This is a genomic window from Amaricoccus tamworthensis, from assembly GCF_049800875.1.
Classification (GTDB): Bacteria; Pseudomonadota; Alphaproteobacteria; order Rhodobacterales; family Rhodobacteraceae; genus Amaricoccus; species Amaricoccus tamworthensis.
Window position 1 is genome coordinate 1 of record NZ_JBNAFV010000007.1, and the last position, 22,557, is coordinate 22,557.

23 protein-coding genes and 2 pseudogenes are annotated in these 22,557 nt (G+C 59.3%); 13 read left to right on the forward strand and 12 right to left on the reverse strand.

Features of this window, described 5'->3' with window-relative positions; all coding sequences use genetic code 11:
* Nucleotides 1-109 precede the first annotated feature (109 nt).
* From tnpA to ACP15P_RS12690, 4 genes are read left to right on the forward strand one after another with little or no spacing between them, the layout of a single operon-like run.
* Complete coding sequence (gene tnpA / locus ACP15P_RS12675; protein WP_424928839.1) at nucleotides 110-493, forward strand: IS66-like element accessory protein TnpA; 384 nt, start codon at nucleotides 110-112, stop codon at nucleotides 491-493.
* Nucleotides 490-843: an IS66 family insertion sequence element accessory protein TnpB gene (gene tnpB / locus ACP15P_RS12680; protein WP_424928840.1), complete on the forward strand. Its 354-nt coding sequence runs from the start codon at nucleotides 490-492 to the stop codon at nucleotides 841-843. Before tnpA ends, tnpB begins: the two co-directional genes overlap by 4 nt.
* Before the next feature lie 52 nt (nucleotides 844-895).
* Nucleotides 896-2,410, forward strand: coding sequence for an IS66 family transposase (tnpC, locus tag ACP15P_RS12685; protein ID WP_424928841.1), 1,515 nt, complete (start codon nucleotides 896-898; stop codon nucleotides 2,408-2,410).
* The gene (locus ACP15P_RS12690) at nucleotides 2,386-3,768 is read left to right on the forward strand and encodes a YecA family protein (RefSeq protein WP_424928842.1); all 1,383 of its coding nucleotides are present in this window, start codon (nucleotides 2,386-2,388) and stop codon (nucleotides 3,766-3,768) included. The genes tnpC and ACP15P_RS12690 overlap by 25 nt, the downstream gene beginning before the upstream one ends.
* 162 nt (nucleotides 3,769-3,930) lie before the next feature.
* Here the strand turns inward: ACP15P_RS12690 and ACP15P_RS12695 are convergent.
* A pseudogene (locus tag ACP15P_RS12695) lies at nucleotides 3,931-4,203 on the reverse strand (helix-turn-helix domain-containing protein); the annotation flags it as partial.
* Nucleotides 4,204-4,412: 209 nt separating this feature from the next.
* Entirely contained in the window at nucleotides 4,413-5,060 is a 648-nt protein-coding gene (locus ACP15P_RS12700; RefSeq protein WP_424928979.1) for a CPBP family intramembrane glutamic endopeptidase, read from the reverse strand.
* On the opposite strand from ACP15P_RS12700, the pseudogene ACP15P_RS12705 reads away from it, so the two are divergent.
* The 3 genes and pseudogenes from ACP15P_RS12705 to ACP15P_RS12715 form a co-directional block, all read left to right on the forward strand.
* Nucleotides 5,061-5,387 (forward strand): annotated as a pseudogene (locus tag ACP15P_RS12705) (aldehyde dehydrogenase family protein); the annotation flags it as partial.
* Nucleotides 5,384-5,998: a glutathione S-transferase family protein gene (locus ACP15P_RS12710; protein WP_424928843.1), complete on the forward strand. Its 615-nt coding sequence runs from the start codon at nucleotides 5,384-5,386 to the stop codon at nucleotides 5,996-5,998. The pseudogene ACP15P_RS12705 and the gene ACP15P_RS12710, both read left to right, overlap by 4 nt.
* A 17-nt stretch (nucleotides 5,999-6,015) precedes the next feature.
* Complete coding sequence (locus ACP15P_RS12715) at nucleotides 6,016-6,609, forward strand: SDR family oxidoreductase (protein WP_424928844.1); 594 nt, start codon at nucleotides 6,016-6,018, stop codon at nucleotides 6,607-6,609.
* Between the two features lie 101 nt (nucleotides 6,610-6,710).
* On the opposite strand, the gene ACP15P_RS12720 is transcribed toward ACP15P_RS12715, so the two are convergent.
* A complete protein-coding gene (locus ACP15P_RS12720; RefSeq protein WP_424928845.1) occupies nucleotides 6,711-7,295 on the reverse strand; it encodes a sulfatase/phosphatase domain-containing protein in 585 nt (194 codons plus the stop codon).
* Nucleotides 7,296-7,873: 578 nt separating this feature from the next.
* Between ACP15P_RS12720 and ACP15P_RS12725 the strand changes: the two genes are divergently transcribed.
* Nucleotides 7,874-9,673 carry a hypothetical protein gene (locus ACP15P_RS12725; RefSeq protein ID WP_424928846.1) on the forward strand — a complete coding sequence of 600 codons (1,800 nt, stop codon included), beginning with the start codon at nucleotides 7,874-7,876 and terminating at the stop codon, nucleotides 9,671-9,673.
* A gap of 17 nt (nucleotides 9,674-9,690) precedes the next feature.
* Here the strand turns inward: ACP15P_RS12725 and ACP15P_RS12730 are convergent, their stop codons facing one another.
* Nucleotides 9,691-10,170 (reverse strand): hypothetical protein, encoded by a 480-nt coding sequence (locus ACP15P_RS12730; RefSeq protein WP_424928847.1) that lies wholly within the window; start codon nucleotides 10,168-10,170, stop codon nucleotides 9,691-9,693.
* Between the two features lie 142 nt (nucleotides 10,171-10,312).
* Between ACP15P_RS12730 and ACP15P_RS12735 the strand changes: the two genes are divergently transcribed.
* Together ACP15P_RS12735 and ACP15P_RS12740 are read left to right on the forward strand one after the other, a co-directional pair.
* The gene (locus ACP15P_RS12735; RefSeq protein ID WP_424928848.1) at nucleotides 10,313-10,750 is read left to right on the forward strand and encodes a hypothetical protein; all 438 of its coding nucleotides are present in this window, start codon (nucleotides 10,313-10,315) and stop codon (nucleotides 10,748-10,750) included.
* 138 nt (nucleotides 10,751-10,888) lie between these two features.
* The gene (locus ACP15P_RS12740) at nucleotides 10,889-11,338 is read left to right on the forward strand and encodes a hypothetical protein (protein ID WP_424928849.1); all 450 of its coding nucleotides are present in this window, start codon (nucleotides 10,889-10,891) and stop codon (nucleotides 11,336-11,338) included.
* A 1,202-nt stretch (nucleotides 11,339-12,540) separates the two neighbouring features.
* On the opposite strand, the gene ACP15P_RS12745 is transcribed toward ACP15P_RS12740, so the two are convergent.
* A complete protein-coding gene (locus ACP15P_RS12745) occupies nucleotides 12,541-12,780 on the reverse strand; it encodes an integrase core domain-containing protein (RefSeq protein ID WP_424928850.1) in 240 nt (79 codons plus the stop codon).
* A gap of 890 nt (nucleotides 12,781-13,670) precedes the next feature.
* Nucleotides 13,671-14,312 carry a DUF3047 domain-containing protein gene (locus ACP15P_RS12750; protein ID WP_424928851.1) on the reverse strand — a complete coding sequence of 214 codons (642 nt, stop codon included), beginning with the start codon at nucleotides 14,310-14,312 and terminating at the stop codon, nucleotides 13,671-13,673.
* 743 nt (nucleotides 14,313-15,055) lie between these two features.
* Here ACP15P_RS12750 and ACP15P_RS12755 point away from each other — a divergent pair.
* Entirely contained in the window at nucleotides 15,056-16,102 is a 1,047-nt protein-coding gene (locus ACP15P_RS12755) for an ABC transporter ATP-binding protein (protein ID WP_424928852.1), read from the forward strand.
* A gap of 15 nt (nucleotides 16,103-16,117) precedes the next feature.
* On the opposite strand, the gene ACP15P_RS12760 is transcribed toward ACP15P_RS12755, so the two are convergent.
* Nucleotides 16,118-17,794, reverse strand: a complete 1,677-nt coding sequence (locus ACP15P_RS12760; RefSeq protein WP_424928853.1) for an ABC transporter permease — start codon at nucleotides 17,792-17,794, stop codon at nucleotides 16,118-16,120.
* Between the two features lie 24 nt (nucleotides 17,795-17,818).
* Between ACP15P_RS12760 and ACP15P_RS12765 the strand changes: the two genes are divergently transcribed.
* Nucleotides 17,819-18,433, forward strand: a complete 615-nt coding sequence (locus ACP15P_RS12765) for an isochorismatase family protein (protein WP_424928854.1) — start codon at nucleotides 17,819-17,821, stop codon at nucleotides 18,431-18,433.
* Nucleotides 18,434-18,658: 225 nt separating this feature from the next.
* Complete coding sequence (locus tag ACP15P_RS12770) at nucleotides 18,659-18,880, forward strand: SDR family oxidoreductase (protein WP_424928855.1); 222 nt, start codon at nucleotides 18,659-18,661, stop codon at nucleotides 18,878-18,880.
* Nucleotides 18,881-19,217: 337 nt separating this feature from the next.
* Here ACP15P_RS12770 and ACP15P_RS12775 read toward each other — a convergent pair whose 3' ends face one another.
* The 5 genes from ACP15P_RS12775 to ACP15P_RS12795 all read right to left on the reverse strand — a co-directional run bounded on the left by ACP15P_RS12775 (nucleotide 19,218) and on the right by ACP15P_RS12795 (nucleotide 22,428).
* Entirely contained in the window at nucleotides 19,218-19,883 is a 666-nt protein-coding gene (locus ACP15P_RS12775) for a hypothetical protein (RefSeq protein WP_424928856.1), read from the reverse strand.
* Nucleotides 19,880-20,362: a hypothetical protein gene (locus ACP15P_RS12780; protein ID WP_424928857.1), complete on the reverse strand. Its 483-nt coding sequence runs from the start codon at nucleotides 20,360-20,362 to the stop codon at nucleotides 19,880-19,882. The genes ACP15P_RS12775 and ACP15P_RS12780 overlap by 4 nt, the downstream gene beginning before the upstream one ends.
* A 12-nt stretch (nucleotides 20,363-20,374) precedes the next feature.
* Nucleotides 20,375-21,145, reverse strand: coding sequence for a class I SAM-dependent methyltransferase (locus ACP15P_RS12785; RefSeq protein ID WP_424928858.1), 771 nt, complete (start codon nucleotides 21,143-21,145; stop codon nucleotides 20,375-20,377).
* A 147-nt stretch (nucleotides 21,146-21,292) separates the two neighbouring features.
* Nucleotides 21,293-21,928 carry a sulfotransferase family protein gene (locus tag ACP15P_RS12790; RefSeq protein WP_424928859.1) on the reverse strand — a complete coding sequence of 212 codons (636 nt, stop codon included), beginning with the start codon at nucleotides 21,926-21,928 and terminating at the stop codon, nucleotides 21,293-21,295.
* Nucleotides 21,929-21,975: 47 nt separating this feature from the next.
* Nucleotides 21,976-22,428 carry a cupin domain-containing protein gene (locus tag ACP15P_RS12795; RefSeq protein WP_424928860.1) on the reverse strand — a complete coding sequence of 151 codons (453 nt, stop codon included), beginning with the start codon at nucleotides 22,426-22,428 and terminating at the stop codon, nucleotides 21,976-21,978.
* Nucleotides 22,429-22,557: the final 129 nt, after the last annotated feature.

The window sequence follows — 22,557 nt, forward strand, 5'->3', positions numbered from 1 at the left end:
GTAAGCGGTGTTTTGATCCCACCTTCCTGAAGGCTTCCTGATCTGCGAGTCCGTTTCCGAGTATAGATTGGAATTGGAGGCTGGGTTGGTAGGAGATATATCGCTCCATATGGAGGATACTGGCCGTATGGATGTCATGGTCGGTCCTTCCGGGAAACGGCGCTGGTCTGATGCCTATAAGGGCCGTGTGGTCGCCGAAACACTGGTGCCGGGTGTTACCGTCAATGAAGTGGCGCGGCGGCACGAACTGCTGCCAAATCATTTGTCGGCGTGGCGTCGGCTGGCGAAGGAAGGCAGGCTGGCGGTTCCGGATCTGGCCGGAGCGGAGTTTGAGTTTGCGTCGTTGGTGGTTGAGCCTGTGACCGCGCCGGCTCCCGCCGCGTCCAGTGATGCGGTTGAGATCCTCTGTGGCGATGTCACGGTTCGTCTGGGGGCTGATACATCTCCCGAGCGGATAGCGGGGATTGTTCGTGCCCTGTCCGGGTCCGGATGATCTTCCCATCACAACGGGTTCGGATTGTTGTGGCGACGAAGCCGGTGGATTTCCGCAAGGGCCACAATGGACTGGCGGCTCTGGTAAAAAATGAACTGCATAAGGAGCCGTTCACCGGAACCGTTTTTGTGTTCCGCTCGAAACGTGCGGACCGTCTGAAGCTGCTCTACTGGGATGGGACGGGACTGGTTATGACGTACAAGCGGCTGGAGGAGACGACTTTCACGTGGCCTGCGGTTCGAAACGGTCTGATGTCACTTAGCCACGCGCAGTTTGAGGCCCTGTTCTGCGGTCTGGACTGGCGGAAAGTGAAGGCCCTGTCGGCCCGTCCACCGACTGCGGCAGAGTAAAAAACCATCCTTTACCCTGGTCCCCGGGCACTGGTTTTGGTAGTCCGGGATCATGATTTCGACGGCTGATCTTCCGGATGACGTGGATGCGCTCAAGGCCATGATCGTGGCGCAGAGTGAACGGAATGACCGTCTGGAAACTCTGGTTGCATCCCTCAGACAGGCCCTGTTCGGACGAAGATCCGAAAAATCCGATCCTGACCAGTTTGAACTGGCCCTCGAAGATCTTGAGACCGGTATTGCTGAGGTGGAAGCCGAACGTGAGGCTGATCCAGCGGGTGCGCAAACCCGGACCTCAAAGCCGCGCGCAACCAACCGGGGGGCGCTGCCCAAACACCTGCCGCGCATTGAGGAGGTGGTCGAGCCGGACAGCACGATCTGTCGTTGCGGTACCGAACGCCATGTTATTGGCGAAGACGTGAGTGAACGTCTGGACATTGTGCCGGCACGGTTCCGGCTGATTGTGACCCGACGCCCGAAATATGCCTGCCGTTCCTGTGAGGACGGTATCGTCCAGGCCGCCGCACCGGCACACCTGATCCCGGGCGGCATGCCAACCGAAGCCACCATTGCCCATGTGATCGTCAGCAAATACGCGGATCATCTGCCCCTGTACCGGCAGGCGCAGATCTACGGACGTCAGGGGATTGAACTTGACCGCTCCACACTGGCTGACTGGGTTGGTCGCGCGGCATTCGAGCTGCGACCCGTTTTTGATGCCCTGATCTCCGACCTGAAAAAATCGCCGAAGCTGTTCATGGATGAGACCAGAGCCCCTGTTCTTGATCCTGGCCGGGGAAAGACGAAAACCGGATACTTCTGGGCGCTGGCCCGCGACGACCGGGCGTGGGGTGGAGATGATCCGCCCGGTGTCACGTTCACTTACGCGCCCGGACGATCCGGCCAGTATGCGGATCAGATACTGCAGGACTTCCGCGGCATTCTGCAGGTTGACGGGTATGCCGGCTACAACCGGCTGATCAGGCGGCCGTCACAGGGTATTCAGCTGGCCTACTGCTGGGCGCATGCGAGGCGGAAGCTCCACGAGGTTGCCCGGACTGGAACCACACCGATCGCCGATGAGGGTTTGCGACAGATTACCGCCCTCTACAGGATCGAGAAAGAGGTCCGCGGCGAAAGCCCCGCCAGGCGGTTGGCTGCAAGACAGGAGCGCTCCAAACCCGCCCTTGAGGCATTCGGGACATGGCTCACGGCAAACCGTGCGCGGGTGTCAGCCAAATCGCCCCTTGGAGAAGCCCTGAAATACATCGCCAAATACTGGGACGGCCTCTGCCTGTTTCTGACCGACGGGCGCATCGAGATGGACTCGAACCCCGTGGAGCGAACAATCCGCCCCATCGCTCTAAACAGGAAAAACGCACTCTTCGCGGGTCATGATGCCGGAGCACAAAACTGGGCAATCATGGCGTCCCTTATCGAGACCTGCAAACTCAACGCCGTCGATCCCCACGCCTGGCTGACCGAAACCCTCACCGCAATTGTGAACGGCCACCGACAGGCCAACATCAAAGCACTGCTGCCGTGGAACCATCAACCGAAGGTGTGATCAGGACTTCGCTTACAGATTACGCGAAGACCTTCCAGAATCGGCAGAAGATGATGAGCGAAGCTGCGTTTGCCGAGATTCTTGTGTCGCAGCTTCCAGACGCAGCGCTTTTCCAGGAGGTCTATTATAAGGACCCATCCACCAAGCAGTGGTCCGAGAATGATACACTCATCCTTATCGATGATGTATTGTTCCTTGTAGAGGCCAAGGCCGGCGCCGCCGCCACAATCGCGTCGCCAGCGCTTGATTTCGCACGCCACGCCCAGTCGGTGCAGGATTTAGTGATCAAGGCCTACAAGCAGTGTGAACGGTTCTTCAATTACCTTAACTCGGCTGACGAAGTGCCGCTCTATCGCTTGGTAGACGGGAAGTATGAAGAGTGCGGCCGTCTCCGCCGCTCCGACTATCGCGTGATGGTGCCGATTGGGCTAACGGTCGAGTCGTTCTCACCCTTTTCCACTTACTGCAAGGAACTCCCGCAGATTAAGCCGCTCCTTGGAAAGCACGCCTTTCTTTCACTGTCCATTGATGACCTATTCGTCCTCAAGCGATTTTTGCCGACCCCCGGTGAGTTTGCTCACTACATGGAGGTGCGACAGGCCGTAGCGGGGATGCGGCGGGCTCATCTGTTTGATGAGTTCGACCATCTCGGCGCGTACCTGAGGAAGAATCGTTTCGATCTGGACATTGCCGAGCAGCTGCGTGACGACAACACAACCATGATCATCTGGGACGGGATGAGCGATATCGTCGACAGGTGCTTCGAAGGTGAAGATTGGGAAAGCAGTCCGTTTCCGACGCAGGCATTCCCGGACGAGGTGCTGAGGCTGCTCGGCGCGCTCAACGCCACCCGAGCGCGTGGGTGGCTTTCAGCGGAGAGCCGTATCCGCAACCTCGGAGAAGAAGGCCGGAGTAATCTGGCTAAGATGGTGTCCGATCTTCGCCTCACCTTGAGCCTGCATCCGACTCGTTACTTTATGCTATCCGGGGATAATGAGCCGCTCTTCATCTGGCTTCAGCGGCACGACCAAGAATTTGACTGGGCTGGGGTGCACGACAAGGCCAGTGCGGCCGCCTTGGTCGTCAAAGTGCCTGACGTCATCGGCGTCTTGGTGGAAGTTAACTCTGACGGAGCATTCCGCGCGGCCCAGCCTTTCCCGGTCCATATACCGGCGACCCGAACGTCTGCAAACGATCACATTTACGAAGACGCGATGCGGATGGCCGAACGTACGCGGATGTTGAATTCCAACCAGCCAAAGAAACCTGTCCCAGTTCCCAAGACCAAAAAGCCGGGGCGGAACAATCCGTGCCCCTGCGGGAGTGGTCTAAAGTACAAGAAGTGTCATGGCCGTTGATCAACGCCATCCACGCTGAGCGGATCACCCCATTCGACTTGCTCAACGACGTTATCGCCGGACCGACCCCCTCCACCTCCTCGTTCAGCCGGAGCCCCATGCCGATTAGCCCGTGAAGGGCGGCATGGGCATAGACAAAGGTGCCGAGGGCCTCGTTGCATTACGCAGTTCCTCATAGATCCGGATGAGCGTCAGGCGTTCCCGCTTCGGCCGCCGGACGTTCTCGGCCAGCATCCCGTCCAACTCAGAACGCCAGGGATCAATCTTTGGGCGGGGCTGCGTCGTGCGGTCATAACTGAACTCGGTCGCACCGGATCGGATGACTCTACGCACCGTATTGCGGGATAACCGCAGTTCACGGCAAATCTGCTTGATCGACTTGCCTTCGATAAAATGCGCACGCCTGATCTTCGCGATCGTCTCCACAACCAACATCCCCTGACTGCTCCCCCATGCTTTTGAGGAAGCTTCTGAACAGATTTATAAGGGGGGTCACTTTTGGACGCCGATTACCCCAATATGAGGGTCAAAATTGCATGCCGTTTCACATCCTCATCTGACTTGGCGGCAGGGTTCGAGGCGATGCTGCGATTGTTCCGACGACGGCAGAGAGCCCGATGCGAACCCCAACAGAAACGTCTCTCTCACGAGCCGAGCGACCTCACACCCAGTTCGCCGGTCCGGGCATAGACCAGAGCGACGGCAACAAGCGCAAGGACGAGATAGAGCCACATGCTCGAAGCGAACCAACTATTTGGGTCGCGAAAGCCGGCGAAAAGTGCAAGATTTGAGGCGAGGTTCACCGTCAGGTGGATTAGGATGGCTGGCAAGATGGACCCGCCGCACAGAGTGTAGGCCGCGCCGATGATGACCGCATAACACATCACGTGCCCGGCAAAGAGCGGCAGTGAAATCTGGGCGTGCGGAGAATCAATCGTCCAGAGCGGCAAATGCCAGACCAGCCAGATCATACCCACCAGCAAAGACGCCGCCAACCACCCGATGTGTTGGTTGAGATGCTCCTGCAAGACCCCACGACAGCCGAGTTCTTCGCCAAGCGGACCGAGGATCAGATTGAAGGCAACTGCAGTGGCGACGATGCCCAGACCGATGGGCGTGGCGTCCTCTGGTGCAGACGGACGCAGCAAAATCAACAGGAAGATCGGCGCGATCATCAGGAACCAGGCGGAGACCGGGATCGTCGAAATTGTCACTGTACGACCGAGAAGCGCAGTGAACTGACCATCGCGCAGGCTCAGAATAATGGCGGCCAGCGACGGCCCCCAGACCATGACGAGCCAGAAGGGAAACCCGCGTATGACGATGAGATATTCGGCCCCGTGGCCGCCGTAATCCGCGCCAGGGACGATGAGGACGCGATGCGCATCGCAAACGACAGCCGCTACGGGCTGGGCGGTGGCATCTTCTGCAAGGACGAGGAACGCGCGCTGAAGCTCGCACGCGATCATTTCGACACCGGCATGGTGCGCATCAACTCTTTCGGTGCAGCCGATCCCAACATGCCCTTTGGTGGCGTCAAGGATTCAGGCTACGGCCGCGAACACGGCGGATTTGGCATGAAGGAATTCGTGAACGTAAAGGCGATCTTCCTGCCATGATCACACTCCACGCTTTGCAATATTCCCGCGCGACGCGCGTCCTGTGGCTGCTGGCCGACCTCGGCCAGTCCTGCAACCGCGTTGACTATGAACGGACGGATGAATTCCGCGCGCCCGACACGTTGTCGAGGGTCCACCCTCTGGGCAAGTCGCCGGTAATAGAGGATGACGGACTGACCCTCGCGGAATCCGCGACGATCCTGCGCTATTTGGCCGCCAGGTTCGGCGACAATAGCCATACGCCACCCGTCGATACGGCGGAGTACTGGCGGCACGAGGCCCTGTTTGACGGGGTCGAGTCCACGCTCGCCCCGGCGGCAATGGGGCCAATCCTGGCTTCATTCCGCGGCGAGTCCGTTCCAGATGCGGCACGGGCCGCTTTAAACCGGCAACTGGATTTCATCTCCGTGGCTGTAGGAGACGGACCTCTGCTCTATGGAGAGACGGCAATGCTGGCCGATATCCAGATCTCCTACATCATCGCGCTTCTCGCGCGGTTCGATCTTCTGGCGGAACATCCGAAGGTTGCCGCCTACTGGGACGCACTGCAGCAACAGCCCGGATATATCGCCGCCGTCCGGTCTGCCGGACCGATGGCTCCCCCCGCCTAAAACGAAAGGACAATCCCATGAATATTCTAATCGCTGGCGCAACCGGCAAGACCGGCCTTACCCTGACCACGAATCTGCTGGACCAAAACCACCACGTGACGGCACTTGTCCGCGAAAACTCCGATACCTCCGATTTACCCGAGGGATGCGAAACACGCCACGGCGATCTGACGGATCTACAACCCGGCGTATGTGAAGGAGCCGACGTGGTTATTTTTGCCGCAGGCTCTGGCGGGTCGACCGGCCCGGAGATGACCGAAAGGGTAGACCGCGACGGCGCCAAACGACTGATCGACCTGGCGAAGGACGCGGGCGTCGCCCGCTTCGTGATGCTCAGTTCCATCGGAGCGGACCAGTCCGACCCGTCGGGCGATCTGGCACATTACCTGAAGGCCAAACACCTGGCTGACGAACACCTTAAAGCGTCCGGCCTGACCTACGCCATCCTGCGCCCGGTCTCCCTGACAAACAACGGGCGCAGCAATGACGTCATCCTCGGCGACAGCGTGGACAAAACAGCCGAAGTCAGCCGCGCCGACGTCGCTGCCGTTCTGGCCGAGGCCGCGACCGGAATCCACGACAACAGGGTCATCGAGATGCAGGCGGCCTGAACGCGTCAAAGGCCTGGGCTCAATCGCCCGGGCCTTTGCCATGGGCCCCAACCGTTCACTCTCAAGCCAAGTGGGTCAGGGCGAAAATCCACAAAATTGTTCTACTGCGCCCCAAACGGCCGGTGTTCCGGAATGTCACCGATCTCCAGCATCCTGGCATCGAGTTTCCGCGTCATCTCAGCCCGAACCTCCGCATATGCGGGATCATCGTAGACGTTGAACAGCTCCAACGGATCCTTTTCGCAGTCAAACAACTCCCATTCCGGCTGTTCATCGACCGATGGATGTGCACCCGGCTGGTCGAGGTCGTCATTGTACCAGTAAATCAGCTTGTAGCGGTGGTCGCGCAGACCATAATGGGCAAAGGCATTGTGGCTCTCATCCTTGTGCATCCAGTAGCGGTGATAGGCCTCCTTCGGCAAATCGCCGGGCACCTGGCCCGCAATCGTACCGCGCGCACTGCGGCCCTGCATGTAGGACGGGATTGGCACACCCGCAAGGTCAAGGAAAGTCGGGGCAAAATCGACATTGGACACCATCGCGTCACAGGTCGTCCCGGCGCCAATCTCACCGGGCAGTCTCGCCAAAAACGGCACCTTCAACATCCGGCAAGGCAGAGCGACAGATCCTGCCAATGCGGGGTACATTGACGTAACCCGACCGGGTATGTCCTCAACCGAATACATTTTCTCCCTTCAGTTTGTTTCTGAATCGGAAACAGCCTCCGCTGACGCGTTGTCAGAGAAACCGAAGCCATGACCAAAGGTGTCATATCTCTATAAGAAATCACAATAGAGGCGCGGCACCTTTGCCGTCGCGACCACGCTCGGACTGTCGGAAAAAAATTTTTTTGTCCCGACAGCATCCGCACCCAGGTCCTCCCCAATGGAGGAAAAACATGAAACAGGAAAAAGCATTTGAGGCAACGATCAGGGTTCCGTGCTGGTCGGAACCATTCGAGGCACGGAAGCTGCTCGACCACAAAATCGATCTTTTCGTAAGGTCGGCAGCCGAGGCGACGGGAGCACCGGATGCCGCTCTTGCCCTTAAGGTGACAGCCGGACTCGGAAAGACCGCGACCGCACTGCGTTGCATCGCTGAACACGGAGAGGCACTACTGGCCCGTGGCCATGTGCTGATATACGTGCCAACACTTGATCTTGCGGAACGCGCGTGTGCCGATTTTCGCAAACTCGCCCCAGGGCTTCCGTGCCGTGTTATCCGGGGGCGTGACGCACCGCGCCCGGACGACCAAAGCAGGAAAATGTGCGAGCGTGCCGGAATTGCGAAAAAAATATCCGGGCTGGTGCCTTCGGTTACGCAGGCGCTCTGCCGCGGACACTGTCCCGATGGGACGTTCATTGAATCGCCCTGCGCATCCGGATGCCCCCATCTTCAACAAAAGGACATTTCGGGGCCACATGTCGTGTTCACGTCTCACGCCTACCTGACCGTCAATCTTCCTGTCGACCGCGAATACCGTATTGCACTCCGGGTTATTGATGAGAAAGTCTGGCCCACCCTGACGCGCACGTCATATCTCTCGATCGACGACTTCATGCGGACGCCGCCGGGCTCAATTCCGGAGAGTTCTTGCCATCAGCTCTTACGTGCAAAGGATGCGATCGTTGACGGCCTGCAACGTGGCCTGCCGCTTCACGACCATCTGCGGGAATCCGGGATCTCTACCGATGCACTGCTGCGCTTCGCGGCAGCGGAGGAACGGTCGCTGCAACAGTTGGAAATCGGACCCTGGCAATCTGTCGAAACGGCCACATTCCGTGTCGATACCTTCGACACGGGACCCTTTCTTGCGGCAAGACGGCGGCAACAGTTGTTTGAACGCCTGGCTGAAAAGGAATCCGGGTACTGCCCCGGTGTCAGGCTGACCGAACAGGAGACCAGCCATGGCTCCCGGCGCGTGATCCAGTTATCCGGCCTTCATCATCTCAAACGCGACGCACCCCTTCTTTTGCTTGACGCTGATGCCCATCCGGACATCACCGAACAAATCGCACCCGGCGCGGTATTCGTCTCACTCCAGTCTCCACCCAGGGCGGACATTGTCCAGGTCTCAGATCTGACGCTGTCGAACAGCTGGCTGCTTCACCCGGAAGACGGTGCAAAACGGCGAGCCGGAATCCTGGGGGTCATCAGGCGGGAAGTCCTCAGAGCGGCGGGAGGCGGTGTGCTCGTCGTTGCGACGAGGGCCGTACTGAAAGCGCTTCATGAAGATGTCGGCAACCCGATCGCTGGAAGCGGCGACGAGGGCCTGAAGCAACCCCTCATGGGCGCTGATGCCCGCTGGTTCGGCCCACGAACCCAGGGCGTGAATGATTTCGAGGGCTTTGCGGCCATCGTTATCGTCGGCCGCCTGCAGCCTCGCATCGGCGATATCGAGACTGCGGCGCGCGCGGTATTCTCGAGAGATGAACTGCCGATCACCGCGCATGTTTCCGGATCTCTTCCATCCACCGATGCGCAGATGTTAATGCAAGACGGATCCTTCCAGAAGGCCCTTCTGCGCGCGCACCCGGACCCTCGCGCGCAGGCGATCCTTGCCCAGTCGCGCGAATGCGCAACGCTTCAGGCCATTGCACGGCTCCGGCTTGTCGCGCCGGACCGCACGAAGCGGGTGGTCATCATGAGCAGTCTGCCGCTGCCGGACTTCCCGATTACACGCCTGTCCACGCTTGCCGCTCTCGAAAAAAATCTTGAACATGAACCCGACTGGAGGGGAGCCGTGCGCATTGAGAAGGCCCTTCAGGCCTTCGACGGGCGTCCGGTGCGCGGCACCCGACTATCGGCGACCGGGCTCAACATGGACCTGCCACTGCACTTCGAGACGGAAGACAGCGCCAGGCGGTTCCGCAGGGGACGGACAACGTCGCATCTTGTCGGGCTCTGCCGGCGTGCCGCTGCGGCCAAAGGTTGGCCGATCACCGCGCTCCTGCTCCGAAGAGAAAACGGAGGCAAGGCGGTGCCCGCAATTGTTCTTGAAGACCATGCGCCCCTTGATTTGGCCGCAGTGCTCTGGCCGGATCTCACCCCCCAATTGGCATGAACCTGTGCAAGTTTTTTTCAATCGTCGCGAACAAACCAACCTCCTTCGAAGCAGGCCTCACCGCCGCTTTCACAAACGCACCTTGGCAAAGACTCTGCGAAACCCACCAAGGACATGTCGTAATCAAAGAGAATACCGGCCGCCCGACCTGGAATAAACAGGGCAAAACCTGTGGATCGGCATCCACCAACACTGCTTGCCTGGGTGAAAACGGGTTGGAGGAAAACGCTGCGGTCACTCATCTCCGGGGCTTGTCTCGACGAAAGCCCGGAGTTGAGCGACTGCAGCAGAAAGGAAGAACTGGGGAGTGAGTACAGGTTCCACCGGGATGGATCATACGGTTTCCCGGTGCCGGGTTCGGGGTTCCGAAAATTCGACGTGAAAAGGCCGCTGTCCGCGTTAGGCTGGCCGGAACGCACCGACATTCCATTCCCGTTTGATGTTCGTTGGAACAATACGTTTTCATCCGGCAGGTCCGGCATCTCCTCCCCCGACAATTGATCTCCTGACTGACGAAAATTTCGCATGGGGATAGTCGGAGCTGATCACCTGCGCCGTGTATTTCGGCTTTCCCGAATGCAAACGCATCAGGACATTGACCCGTCAAAAAAGGCGGATTTTTCCAGTCAGGAGAACGAAATGCTCACTATACCCGTAGACTACGACGACGCGTGTTCATGTGCCGCCGCGGCTTTTTCATACGCGCGCGAAGCTGCCGATCTGCTCGAAGGACCGATCGCCACCGCACTTGTCGGAAACCCGACGGCGGAACTGGCTCTCCTCGCGCGGCGGGCGAGAGAGCGCAGAATCCTCGACACCTTCTTTTACGAAAGCCTCGTCGACGTCATTGCCGGCATCGACGAAAAAATCGAGGAGAACACGGTGCACGGCTGGGAAACCCACCCGATCTGGGATGAGAACTGCAATGAAGGCTCTACGGACGTGCCGGCCAGCGAGATGCTGCCGGAAGCTGAAGCCCTTGCCCTGGCGTCCCGGCCACTTCGTGTCCTGCGCGATCTCATCGCGCGGGTTCAGGATCTGCGCGCCGCACCGTCCAAAGTTGCGGCCTGTCGCTGAAACCCTTTGCGCTGTCCGGCGACAACAGGCCGGACCGGTTCACCGGCATGGGCTCATGCCCGTGCCTTACCGCCTGACAGGATCAGGCGGATTGACGGCCCGTCATCCCGGCGGGCCAGAATCCGAAGGGATCCTCTCATGAAAATGCAACCCAATCCGGTTTCGTGGTCAGCTTCGCCGCAACCGCATCCCCGGGTGACCCAAACTCAGCGGACGATCATCGCCGAGGCGCAGCGTATCGTGCTGCGCTACGGCCGGGACATCACCGCACACTGCGCGGCTGTCGCCGGCTCTGAGGGCGCGAAATTCGCGGACGAGATTTGCAACACGCTGCTCTGGAGCCGCATGCCACCTGAGACCTGGCCGATCTCCCGACTTCTCGTGTTACTCGGAACAACGCCACCGACAACCGGTATCGCCCGGCAGACCGCAGTGTCACGCGACGCCTTCCGCCGGATCGCATCAGACATCGCGAAGTTGAGGGCCCTAAGGGTTCTCCACGAAACCGTGGCCGTCGAGGAGACGCAGAAGCGTGGCATGTCGCCGCGTGGCAGTGCCCCGGAAACTCCGGGCTCCCGTCCCGGATAAGCGTTCGTGCAGGGAGGACAGGGACCGCGCCCTGCCCTCCCTGCATGACGCCCTGATGACCGCCGGCCTCGACGAGGCTGTACCTTCCCGCCGAGACCGACGGGGTAAATCGTCGTTACTTAAACGTGAGTTCCTGAGCACATACCATTCGACCCCGGTTCTGCGCCGCGAGTTCAGGATCAAAGATTATCCCGTGCGGAGGCTCGTTCCCGATTTCCTGCGCGTCAACCGACCCTGTGCAATTCGGGGCGCGCAGCAGATGCCAGGGCAAGGCTGCCGGACAGTGCGGGAAAACGACCACACGTAATTCACCAAGGTCGAGCAAATGGCGCAGTCCGGGCGAACGCGACACCTGGGTGTCGCGACACGCGCGTCACCAGTCAGTTTCATGTTCTTGCCATTGGTTCACCACGCGGATGCACACGTCCAGCGGCAACTTTGGATTTTCCGGAGGAATACCCATGGCCGGGGCGGAAAATCATCCATCACCGCAATTCACTCTGAGCCATCATTATTCGATTGCACAGGTTCGCCAACCAAAACAGTGTCGACAGCCACAAGAGATTGGCTTCACCAGTGTTGGTAACTCTCTTGAGTGACCTTCACCCGAGTTGTCCTCTCCGATCCTCCAAAGCAATTCTCCGGTGGATCGGCTTTAAAAGCAACCGAACGCCTTTCGCCTCCAGTGTTCTCCGCTCGTACTCAAGGCGGTTCCTGAACTCATACCGATCTGCCGCACCATGCGTATCATCGAACCCGTCGCGCAATCTGAACGCATGTACTACGGCGTCGCCGAAATCATGCCGCTCCCGTGTCGAACCCGTCCGGCAAAAGTTTTGGAGAAGCATGCCATGCAAATCCTCCCGCGAATGGTCGAGGAACAAGGTTATTCCCGCGAGCCGAACACGTCGTCGTCGCGACAACGCGCGACTGATTGATTTGAACATTAATCTACCCCCACCGACGCGGTGCAAATTAAACACTGTTCGGCCGTTCGAACTGCCTTCGTTGGAGCGTTCGGTTAATCTCCGCTGACCCGGCCCCCTGATCCGGGACGATCAGGTGTAGAATCCGTTCACAATTGGTTCCATCGGTCGGTTTGAGGTCAAGGCCTACTTAGCGGAGCCATTGCGGAACTCAAGCGAAGCAGACCGGTCGGAACGTTTTAGTTTGGCATGGACAGCCGGAGCCATCCCGCCAAGCTATGTACGTGGTCTGTGTGTATTGTAATCGATCCTCCAGTTTTCGTTGGTTTTCCGGGTTTCAGCGAGTTTACCGAGGATATTTTCGTTCAGAGGTTCAACCCGCAGGCGGCCATTGATGGGGAAAACGGCTCGGCTCCTGAGAAGGGACCGTATGGTGGCCCCACTTTGCAATAGAAGCTTACCATGCACCCTGCCAAAGTTGGCCACGAGCGCGCCAAGAACGTATTCCATGTCCATGTCGTCGATGCATCTGAATGTTCGAGCAATAGCAGGAAGCTAACGCGCCGCAAGTTGCTATCTTTCTTTGAGGCCTTAACCACGATGACCCAAAAAATGTACATCTCGTTTTCTGGGTGAACGCGGTGAACCCATATATTGCTTGAGCGAAGGCATCGCTCGAAAAGTAACCCAGTCGCTCATGGCGCAAATAAGGAATAAAACCATATGAAAATCCTAAGTTTGAAAGCAATAGACTCGGAATTTTTTGTTGCGGATATCGAAACTTTTGACGGAATTATTTCTTTGGAAGCGGAGATGTTTGCAAACAGACCGATCCATATCGAACGTGCCAATTGGAAGGATAGCGGTAGGGATGCTTCCCCGTTTGTCTGCGCGAATTTGAAGAGCATAGAAGCGATCTTTGCGGTCATGCCCCGATAAAGCGCGTAATTCGGATAAAGATGAAAACAAACTTGCTACCAGCGAACTCCGATGTTCGTTGGTAGCTGGAGTTTTTTTGGGTCTATATCATACAAGATGTTAGTGTGATCCACATTTCGTTACCCGGAATGTCAAGGTTCCCGTCTGGAAAGGAAATAGAGCCGCCGGCGCGGAGTACCTTGCCATGCAAGCGGCGCAACACTCTCAAAAAAATGTCCTTTGAAAACTGATCAACGGACCGCTCGAAGACGTCGTCCTGCTTTAAAAGTTTGTAGAACTCCGTGAAAAACGGTCCAATTCCACCCTAAGCATGAGCGAGACACCCATCACTGCCTGAAAGCACGCCACCAGAACTCGATCAGAGCCGGAATGCGTAATCTCAATTGAACTCGGCCCATTGCTTCCGTTCAACGGTACAACCAATGCTGCCAGAATCCACTGCTCGGCAATCGGCCTGGAAGACCATGCTACTGGAGGATCAGGTTCCCGATTGTGGCGCGGATAACGCTGTCCGTGTCGTCACTGTCGCCTGATACGGCCAATCCAACCAGCGCACCCGTTTCACCGCCGAAGGCACGCGCATAGTCTGCGGCAAGATCAACACGTTCACTATGGGATCCGGTGCCGGCCTGCCGCAATGCAATGGTCACACCCTGACCAGGTGGACCATAGGGCGACTGGATGATCTCATTCGCACCGTGATTGCCACCCCAGGCGTATTGGATAATCCGCACATCATCTTTGCCGAGAAGACTGCGGATATTTGCGTTTTGCAGCTCCGGTGCCACGTCCTCCGGCACAAACACGAAGTAAAGCGAGATATTTCGGTCATCCCCGCCCTTTTGCGCCAGGTTGGTCGCCGGCACCGATTGATCCACCGTCCAGGTCCATGAAGCGCCGGTGCTCGCCCACTCCGTCCGCGCAACACGGGTCCAGGCGATCGAGACCGATCCCTCCGACACCATGCCAAGATTGGTGCCGAAGTCGTAGTCATTCGAACTGAAAAGGGATAATCGCTGTTCCTGCCAGCCGTTGGTAAAGCTGACCGGAGCCGATGAGGCGGCCGATGTCAAAGTGGCAAGCAGTGCAGACAACACCACAACACGCATCTGATACACTCCAGTTGTAACTGGATTTGAAATAGCGCATCGCGGCCGGACGCACACTTCCAATTCGCTGACATAACGCCATTGTCAGACCTGAGGGCGTGCGACACGGTGGTGCGGACAGAGATTCACGGCACCGTCAGCTACCACGTGTATAGCTTCACCATGGTTTTTGAAAACCATATAAGCTTGGTAAAAACTGCTGGGCTGGAGGATAAATATCCGAGGCGTGGACTTCGCCACCCATTTTTTGCAGTTACTCCGATACATCCTCTAAAGCGCCCGGTGGACAATGCAGCGGTGGTTTGTGCCCGTACCGGTACCGGTTGGCTTACAATCAACAAATATTCTCGTTGCAAAGTACCCACAGGTCTCCCGGAATCTCCACGCCTGGCGCCCTCCCTGCTCGATTGGCGAACCGGTTCAAATGCGCTTTCTACCAGATCTTTTCTCCGGTCAGGAAACGCTGGGACTTGGTTTCGATGCTTCTGAGGCGGTGTTGCGTTTTAAGTTCGAAGCCGCAACTGTCAGAATGATGTGACCGGCGGCGCCCGGCCATTCTCCTGTGGGCGGCCCGGTGATGTGCTTCCAAAACGGTGCCATCTGATTTCATGCCTTGCGTAGCCCGCACGGGCCATCTTTACCTTGCGGACCCGGCTGGGACTGCTCTCGTCACGTCAACGACACACGGTTGCGGCACAAGCCCCTGGAAGGAATACCACGAGATATCAAGGAGCTGTACCGAAATGACGGGAGGGATCGAAATTCATCACCTCTGCAAGGCATATGCAGGAGCGCCGGCAGTCGACGGCGTCTCCCTACAGATCGCCCCGCAAGAGCATTTTGTAATTGTCGGTGAATCCGGCTGTGGCAAGAGCACGCTGTTGCGCCTGATCGCCGGGCTCGAGGTACCGGATCGGGGAACGATCCGGCTGCATGGGGAAATGGTCGCTGGCGATGGGGTGATGGTCTCACCTGAGGGGCGGGGAACCGGCTTTGTCTTTCAGTCCTACGCGCTCTGGCCACATATGAGCGTGCGGGACAATGTCGCCTTTCCGCTGGAGGCCACCGGGATGCCGCGCCGGGCAGCGGCGGCGGCGGCGGAGCCACATCTGGACACGGTGTCATTGAGACATCTGGCCGAGCGCAAGCCGGATGCGCTCTCGGGCGGGCAACGGCAGCGGGTCGCGCTGGCCCGCTGTCTGGCGGGTGGGGCGGGGACAATCCTCATGGACGAGCCGCTGGCCAATCTTGATCCGCATTTGCGCGCCACGATGGAACGGGAACTGCTGGCCTTCCATCGCTCGTCCGGCGCGACGACGATCTACATCACCCACGACCAGCGCGAGGCCATGGCGCTGGCCGACCGGATGGCGGTAATGCGCAACGGCAGCTTCCTGCAGGTTGGCACACCGCAGGAGGTCTACGATCGGCCGCAATCGCGGGAGGTGGCCAAGTTCATCGGACAGGGGACGGTTGTGCCGGTTCAGTATGCCGATCACACGGCGCAGCTGGACGGCGTGAGTTTCCCGGTTGAGGCGATGGCGGGACAAGCGCCGGGCGCAGCGATGGCAATCCTGCGCCCTGAAGCGATAGAAATCCTTGCGGAGGGCGATACGAAAGGGCTTGCCGGAACGGTTCGGGAAACCTTCTATCGCGGTGGCGGATGGGAAGCGGAGCTCGAGCTTGCGGGCGGATCAGTCCTGACACTGTCACATCGCGCGCCACTGACGCCCGGCCAGAAGCTCTTCGTGCGGATCAGGATCGCCTGGATCCTTCCGGAGGGCAGCTGAAGGGTAGTCCCCCCACTATATTCTCCAGGGAATGACACCGGGCGGCGCGCGCCGCCCCAGCCGATCAAGCAGCACCATCAACACGATGGTCGCCAGCACCGTCACCGAGGACATGGCCGAGGCCAGCGTAGTATAACCGCCGTCCTCGTAATTATAGATCGCGGTGCCGATAGTTTCGTTTCCCGTGGACCAGAGCAGCGCCGAAACCGTGACCTCGTTGTAGGCCGTCAGGAACACGAGGATCCCCCCGGAGGCCGCAGCAGGTGCAATCAGCGGCATGAAAATGCGCCGCATGCGGAACAGGAAACCGGCCCCGGCGATGCGCGCGGCCTCGTCCAGCGCCGGATCAAGTTGCACATAGGCTGCCGAAACGGGCTTGAGCGCGATGGCGAAGAAAGCACATAGGTAGGCAAGGAAGATGATCCCCAACGTGTTGTAGAGGGAAATGTTCAACAGCGGCAGCGGCTTGATGAAGGCGAGGATGAAGGCGATCGAGATGACCAGCCCGGGAATGGCATAGGTCATCTCCGCCAGCGTGGCGAGCCCGGTCGAGAGGCGGCGCACCGGCCCGCGCGGCCCGGTCACGAAGCGGGCGAGGAAAACACACCCAAGCGCTATGACGGCGGCCGCGACCCCGGCGGTCAACGTCGAATTCAGGAAGGCCCGCGCCGTGACCGATTGGCGGAACAGGATCTCGGTGAAATTGTCCAAGGTGATCGTCTCGGCCGTAAGCGGCAGGCCATAGGTGGAGACGAGCGCCGTGGCCACGAGCGCCGTGATCGGCAACACGAGGGTCGCTGCGATCAACAGCGCCAACCCCCCCTCAACCAGGCCGCGCAGTGGCCCAAGCGCGATGTGCAGCGGAGCCTGCGGCGGTCCAATCAGCCGGCTGCGGCTGCGTACCAGAAGCGCGGTCTGAGCCAAAATGATCCCCACGGCGACAAAGGCAAGGAGCGCCGCGATCACGGCCACATCGGTGAGCACGGAGGGACCAAAACTCGCCAACCGCTGCCAGATCAGCACCGGAAGCGTGATGTAGCGCGCCGGAATACCCAAAAGCGCCTGAATGCCGAAGTTACCGAGCGCCGATACAAAGGCCAGCGCGAAGGCGGCAATCAAAGTGGGCGCCATCAACGGCAGCAAGACACGGCGCAGCAGGCGCAGCGGCGTGGCTCCCGAAATGCGGGCGGCATCGCTCATCTCGCGCGGCAGGCTCCGCAGCGCGGCGAGGACCACGAGAAATACCAGCGGCGTGTGCTGGACCCCCAGCAGGAAAATCATTCCCCCGGCGGAGTAAAGCGGATGCGTTGTACCGATCTCGGGTGCGATGCCGAACGTGCGCAGTATCGCCGAAGACGGCCCCATGGCCTGCACCCAGGCAATCGCCGTCACATGCGGCGGGATCATCATCGGGATCAGCAACAGGAAAGTAAAAGCGCCCTTACACCGGATGTCTGTCAGCCCCATGACCAAAGCAATGCATGTGCCCGCGATGAGCGAGAGGATTGAGGAAAAGGTGGCTGTGACAAGGGAATGAACGAGCGCGCGAAGCACGGAGCGGCTGGCAAGCGCATCCATGAGCGGCCCCAGCGAGAGGGCTCCATCCTGGGTCACCCCGACCCGGGCCAGCAGGCTCAGCGGGAAGACGAACAACGACAGGGCGAATATAACGACAACGGCGAGGGTACCCAAAACCAACCCTGAAAGGAGAAGGCCGTGACGAACCTGAACAATCCAGCCCCCCTTACCCGTGACAATGCCGCCGTTGTGTTTGTCGACAATCAGGTCGGGCTGATGACCGGTATCCGCGACTATTCAATCGCGGACCTTAAACACAACATTGTCGGCCTGGCCGACGCCGCAAAAGCTCTCGGTCTGCCGATTGTCGCGACCACGACATCGTCAGAGACTTTATGGGGCCCTGCCATTCCGGAATTGCAGGAAGCGCTGCCAGATCAGACCTTTATCGACCGAACAACGGTCAACGCGTGGGACGATCCACGGGTGGAAGATGCAATTCGCGCCACCGGCCGGAGCAAACTGATCTTCGCCGGGTTGTCGCTGGAAGTCTGCGCCGCGTTTCCTGCAATGCGGGCCGTGCGCGAAGGGTTCGAAGCCTACATCGCCGTCGATGCCAGCGGGACTTTTAACATGACAAAGCGTGAGACGGCTTTGCACCGGCTTACACAAGCCGGAGTGGTCATCGCGGATGGTGCCAGCCTGATGATCGAAATCCTTGCAGATAACGCGAACGAGCAGGCCGGTGACGTCTACAGCGCCCTGGGCATGGATTGGTCGATCCTGGTCGGCCAGGTTCGGGCGAGTGTATAGCGAGGCGCTGCGAAACCCATGTGCCTCAAAGCGGGCAGGCGTTCCGCAATACGCGCCTTTGCCAGGGGTCGCAGGTACAGTTTTGTCATATCCATGACCCGTCGCCTGCTTCCCTGATCGCAATGGACTGGCTGCCGCCAGGTTTCTTTAGCCTCAAGAGCCGTCCTGCCCTCCCTTCCAATTCGACACAACCAATCAGCTTTCGGCTCACCACAGGAGATGACCATGACCAACCAACCGATCCTCGTAATTGGCGCCACCGGTAAAACTGGATCGCGCGTTGTCACCAAGCTTGACACCATGGGCCTGCCCGTTCGCCGCGGCACGCGCGGTTCCCAAACCCCCTTCGATTGGGAAGACCAAAGCACGTGGACCCCTATCCTGACAGGCGTACCCGACCGGGTTTCGTCCATCGGTCTGGAGCCCGGCTGCTGTGGCACACACTAAAGGGGCGCGCCGGGGTCGCCCAAAATTACCGGAAAACCGGAAACCTGTGCGCAGTGCAACTCCTTCCCGGATATACAATGATGGAAGGTACCATGCGATATCCCAGTTGAACTCGAAGACGCACTGGCGATTTTGGAGGCCGTAGAAATTTAACGCTTTTGGGTCGTCTTCGCAGGCGGCCCACAGCTGCCGCCGACTCCACAAATAAGTGCCGCAGAGCAGCTTCACCGAACCGGTCATTGGTGCGCCGCACAGCGTTTACGAAAGTGGAGCAGCAGGTGTTACTTGCCAATGTCTGGTTGGCAACGCGAAGCGGAGTCGACGCGTCTCGACAAGCTCAACTGCCCAATATCGCTATCGTAAGAGGAACTGGGCAGACCGCGATTGCGAAAGCCAGGATTGTTGGCAGCGGAGCGAACAGACCGCTCAGTCCCGCAAGGAGGGCGATACCGCCGCCGCCGCCCACCAAAGCGTTTCCGGGGATGTTCAGCGCCAGAGCGAGGGACAGGTAGCGACGACGGAGTGCCAGAGCCACCAGGCGAGGCGGTGCGCCATCGAGGAGCATCGTCAGACGCTCCTCCTCGGACAGGGGCGCCGCACGTCTCACGAGATCCGCCGCACGTCGCATCCGCAGCAAACCGAGAAACCGTACAAGCACCGAAATCGGTACGATACGACCAATCGTGTAGGATAGACACAATGCAAGCACGGTCCCGATATAGACCACGGGCACAATGGCGGCGCCAAAGGCTGTCAACATCGCCAGACCGATCTCGGCGCCCGGAACAAACGGAAGGGCAAGCAGCACGATGAACGCTACCGTACCGACCATAATACTTTGATGAACCTGCTGCTCGTTTTCAGGCACGATCCGAATGTCCAGCGAGTCCCGCACAATATGCGCCGTCAAGGTCGCCACGACGACCAGCGCCACCAATACGACGACGCGCAGGGCGAGGCGCGCCAAGCCTCGGGAGACCGGTTGGGCGGACGGCGCGGTCATGTACCGGAGACCGGGCCTGCCGGTGCCGTAGACGTCCCTCGGCCTTCGAAGTATATCTGATGGGTCCAGTACCAGCGTCGCGTGGTCCACGTGCCCTGGAAGCGAAGACTGTCATCATCAACCGTGCCGTACCAAACAACAGTATGCGGAGCGTGGGGGCAACGTGTCGTCGCCGTAAACTGCAGCGCACCGTTGACCTGCTTCACCTGATAATCCGACCACCCGAAATCGCAGTACTTTTGGCACATTGCAGACTGAAATCGACCGTCCACGAAGTGCAATTCGTCGTGTAGGACGTCATCGGAGTCCGCGATCCTGTCGACCGTGTAAAAGACGCGCCCGTCCAGCGCGCTGGACGCCTGCCACGGCCCTTCGGGTACCGCAAGATCGGGAATATCCCGGCCCATCACACTGACCGCCCCGATTGCAGCGCCGATCACAATGGCTCCGACTGCAAATGCCTGGGGTATGGGTGTCATGTGGCCTTCCTTTTAATGACCGAAAGACTGCCCCGTCAGATGAGGCCCGTGTAAAAGGTGTCCAACAGCAGCGACCAGGTATCGCGCCCGCGCACCAAACAAAAAGCTGCCATCGGATTTCTGAAACGGCATCAGAAACTGCGTCGAGGCGGCGGTTAGGGCGGCCTCGACGGAATGCTCGGCCACCTTAACCGCCACGCCCGAAGATTTCATGCCGCGCAGAGCCGTGTCAAGATCGGGGTAGTGCCATGGGGAGTCCACATCAGCCACTTCGAGCGGAGTTAACCTGTCGGCTGTGGCAAAGGCACGCAGGTTCGACTCTTCCGACAGTACAAAGGGCCCGCCAGCGCCGGGCGGGGGCGGCGGCATCAGCGGCTTGAGAGCCGCAACACGTCCAGCCGCCTCCATACCTGCGGTTTCGCCCCACGTCATGATCACGACCCTGCCGTCCGGCCGCGTCATCCGTCCAGCTTCGCGCAAAGCCCGCGCCGGATCGCCTGCGAACTGAAAGGCATTGAACCCGGTGACCAGATCGAAGCTGTCATCGTCGAAGGACAATTCCTCAAGATCGCCCTGCGGGAAATCGCCGCCGGGGCTGCGCTCCCGCGCGATTTCCAACAAGGCGTCCGAGGCGTCGAGTCCCGACACCACCGCGCCAAGCGTGGTCGAAAGCGCTGCCGCCATGCCCGCGCCGCAGCCCACGTCGAGATGTCGTGTTCCCGGGCCGACCTCCGCGTTGGCGAGGACGGCGTGGAATACCGCCGCGAACTGCCCTTCCTGCATCTCGGCCCAGTCGCGAGCGTGTGCACCCCAAAGCCGGCCATTGGCCTGTGCGGTTTCTGTCCTGATGTCTCGGCCATGCCATGTTCTCTTTTCGATACTGCGTGTGCGAGGATGATCGGTTCGCACATGGTTCAGGCGGATCGGAATTTAGGCGGGTTCAGGTTCACCCCCGAAAAGCGCCCAGAATTCGTCCCGCGCATTGCTGCGGGGAAACTCCCCCTCTGGCGCGGGAACGCTTAGGAACCGGCACAGCGGGTCCCAACCGTCCGACGGGGTGAAAATCAGCAGTTTGTCAGCCGGAACCGTCTCACGGACCAAGGCATTGTTGCGCCGATAGGCCGTGATGCATGTTTCGCGTTGCAGGCCGCCGAAGACACCGTTCACGAGCAACTGCTCCATTGTGCTGAACAGATTCACCAGTTCCGGCGGCAATGGCAAGGTTCTGTAGTGTTGCCAGAACTTGCCGATGGTCGTTGAGTAGCTGGCCCACCATTCCTCTTCCGGTCTTTCCGTGTGCAAGACCTTGGCGTCGGGAAAAGCGCGGAGAAGTTCCGGCCAGACAGCGGCGCACGGAAAGTCCACCTGAGCGGTGTATTTCGCGAAGGCGGATTGCCAGTCAACAGCTTCGCCGGCCACCTGCGCTTTCCAGAACGGGGGCTGTTCCGGATCGCCCATCACTTCGGTCATATGATGGCACGGCCCAAAGCCAAGCTGTTCAAGGGCCATCTTCGTCGACATCGTGCCAGTCCGGCCAAAGCCGCTTCCGATTATTTGCAATGGCATGTTTTGTGCCCCCTGTTTCTTTGCGTCCACCTCTTTGGGCCGCGACTTCAATCCACGCCGACCGGAACCATGCCGCTTGGGCCCATGGCCGTGCCGACGGCAAGCACGTCACCGTCCCGCGCCCACCCGAAATGGTTCGCCCCGGAAGGTTCGGTCCAGAAACTGCCGGGAGTCAAAGCGACCATCGACGCTTCGTCGAACTTATCACCAAAGGCCCACAGGAGCGTGCCCGAGATTATGGTGCTGTGGCGCCACGCGTCGGGATGGGCATGTGGCGGCAGCCGTGTGCCCTGTGGGACCTTGACCATGAAGGAATAGGGAGCTGCCTTCGCGGGGTCACCTGTCAGGATCGCCATCTCCATTCCCGAGTTGCCCATGGAGCGCCAGGCGAGGTCCTCGTGCAGCAGGATCACAGGCTCGTCGGCACTGGCCATGGTTGCGCAAATTGCGACAGCTGCTGAAAGAAGAAGTGGCTGGAGATACGTCAACTTCCTGGGCATTCCATAAATCCTTTTTTATTTGAGTTTCAAAAGTTCCTCCCCACCGGGAGAGCATTGGACCACATGCGGCTGAGCATTTCCCACCCGTCGCAGTCTGTCCACTTGCCCGACTAAAAAGATCTAAAACGG

Coding starts and splice junctions, on each gene's coding strand:
- tnpA (WP_424928839.1), top strand. CDS start 110: ATGGAGGATACTGGCCGTATGGATGTCATGGTCGGTCCTTCCGGGAAA.
- tnpB (WP_424928840.1), top strand. CDS start 490: ATGATCTTCCCATCACAACGGGTTCGGATTGTTGTGGCGACGAAGCCG.
- tnpC (WP_424928841.1), top strand. CDS start 896: ATGATTTCGACGGCTGATCTTCCGGATGACGTGGATGCGCTCAAGGCC.
- ACP15P_RS12700 (WP_424928979.1), bottom strand. CDS start 5,060: ATGGTCTGGGGGCCGTCGCTGGCCGCCATTATTCTGAGCCTGCGCGAT.
- ACP15P_RS12710 (WP_424928843.1), top strand. CDS start 5,384: ATGATCACACTCCACGCTTTGCAATATTCCCGCGCGACGCGCGTCCTG.
- ACP15P_RS12715 (WP_424928844.1), top strand. CDS start 6,016: ATGAATATTCTAATCGCTGGCGCAACCGGCAAGACCGGCCTTACCCTG.
- ACP15P_RS12720 (WP_424928845.1), bottom strand. CDS start 7,295: ATGTATTCGGTTGAGGACATACCCGGTCGGGTTACGTCAATGTACCCC.
- ACP15P_RS12725 (WP_424928846.1), top strand. CDS start 7,874: ATGTGCGAGCGTGCCGGAATTGCGAAAAAAATATCCGGGCTGGTGCCT.
- ACP15P_RS12735 (WP_424928848.1), top strand. CDS start 10,313: ATGCTCACTATACCCGTAGACTACGACGACGCGTGTTCATGTGCCGCC.
- ACP15P_RS12740 (WP_424928849.1), top strand. CDS start 10,889: ATGAAAATGCAACCCAATCCGGTTTCGTGGTCAGCTTCGCCGCAACCG.
- ACP15P_RS12745 (WP_424928850.1), bottom strand. CDS start 12,780: ATGGACATGGAATACGTTCTTGGCGCGCTCGTGGCCAACTTTGGCAGG.
- ACP15P_RS12750 (WP_424928851.1), bottom strand. CDS start 14,312: ATGCGTGTTGTGGTGTTGTCTGCACTGCTTGCCACTTTGACATCGGCC.
- ACP15P_RS12755 (WP_424928852.1), top strand. CDS start 15,056: ATGACGGGAGGGATCGAAATTCATCACCTCTGCAAGGCATATGCAGGA.
- ACP15P_RS12770 (WP_424928855.1), top strand. CDS start 18,659: ATGACCAACCAACCGATCCTCGTAATTGGCGCCACCGGTAAAACTGGA.
- ACP15P_RS12775 (WP_424928856.1), bottom strand. CDS start 19,883: ATGACCGCGCCGTCCGCCCAACCGGTCTCCCGAGGCTTGGCGCGCCTC.
- ACP15P_RS12780 (WP_424928857.1), bottom strand. CDS start 20,362: ATGACACCCATACCCCAGGCATTTGCAGTCGGAGCCATTGTGATCGGC.
- ACP15P_RS12785 (WP_424928858.1), bottom strand. CDS start 21,145: ATGCAGGAAGGGCAGTTCGCGGCGGTATTCCACGCCGTCCTCGCCAAC.
- ACP15P_RS12790 (WP_424928859.1), bottom strand. CDS start 21,928: ATGCCATTGCAAATAATCGGAAGCGGCTTTGGCCGGACTGGCACGATG.
- ACP15P_RS12795 (WP_424928860.1), bottom strand. CDS start 22,428: ATGCCCAGGAAGTTGACGTATCTCCAGCCACTTCTTCTTTCAGCAGCT.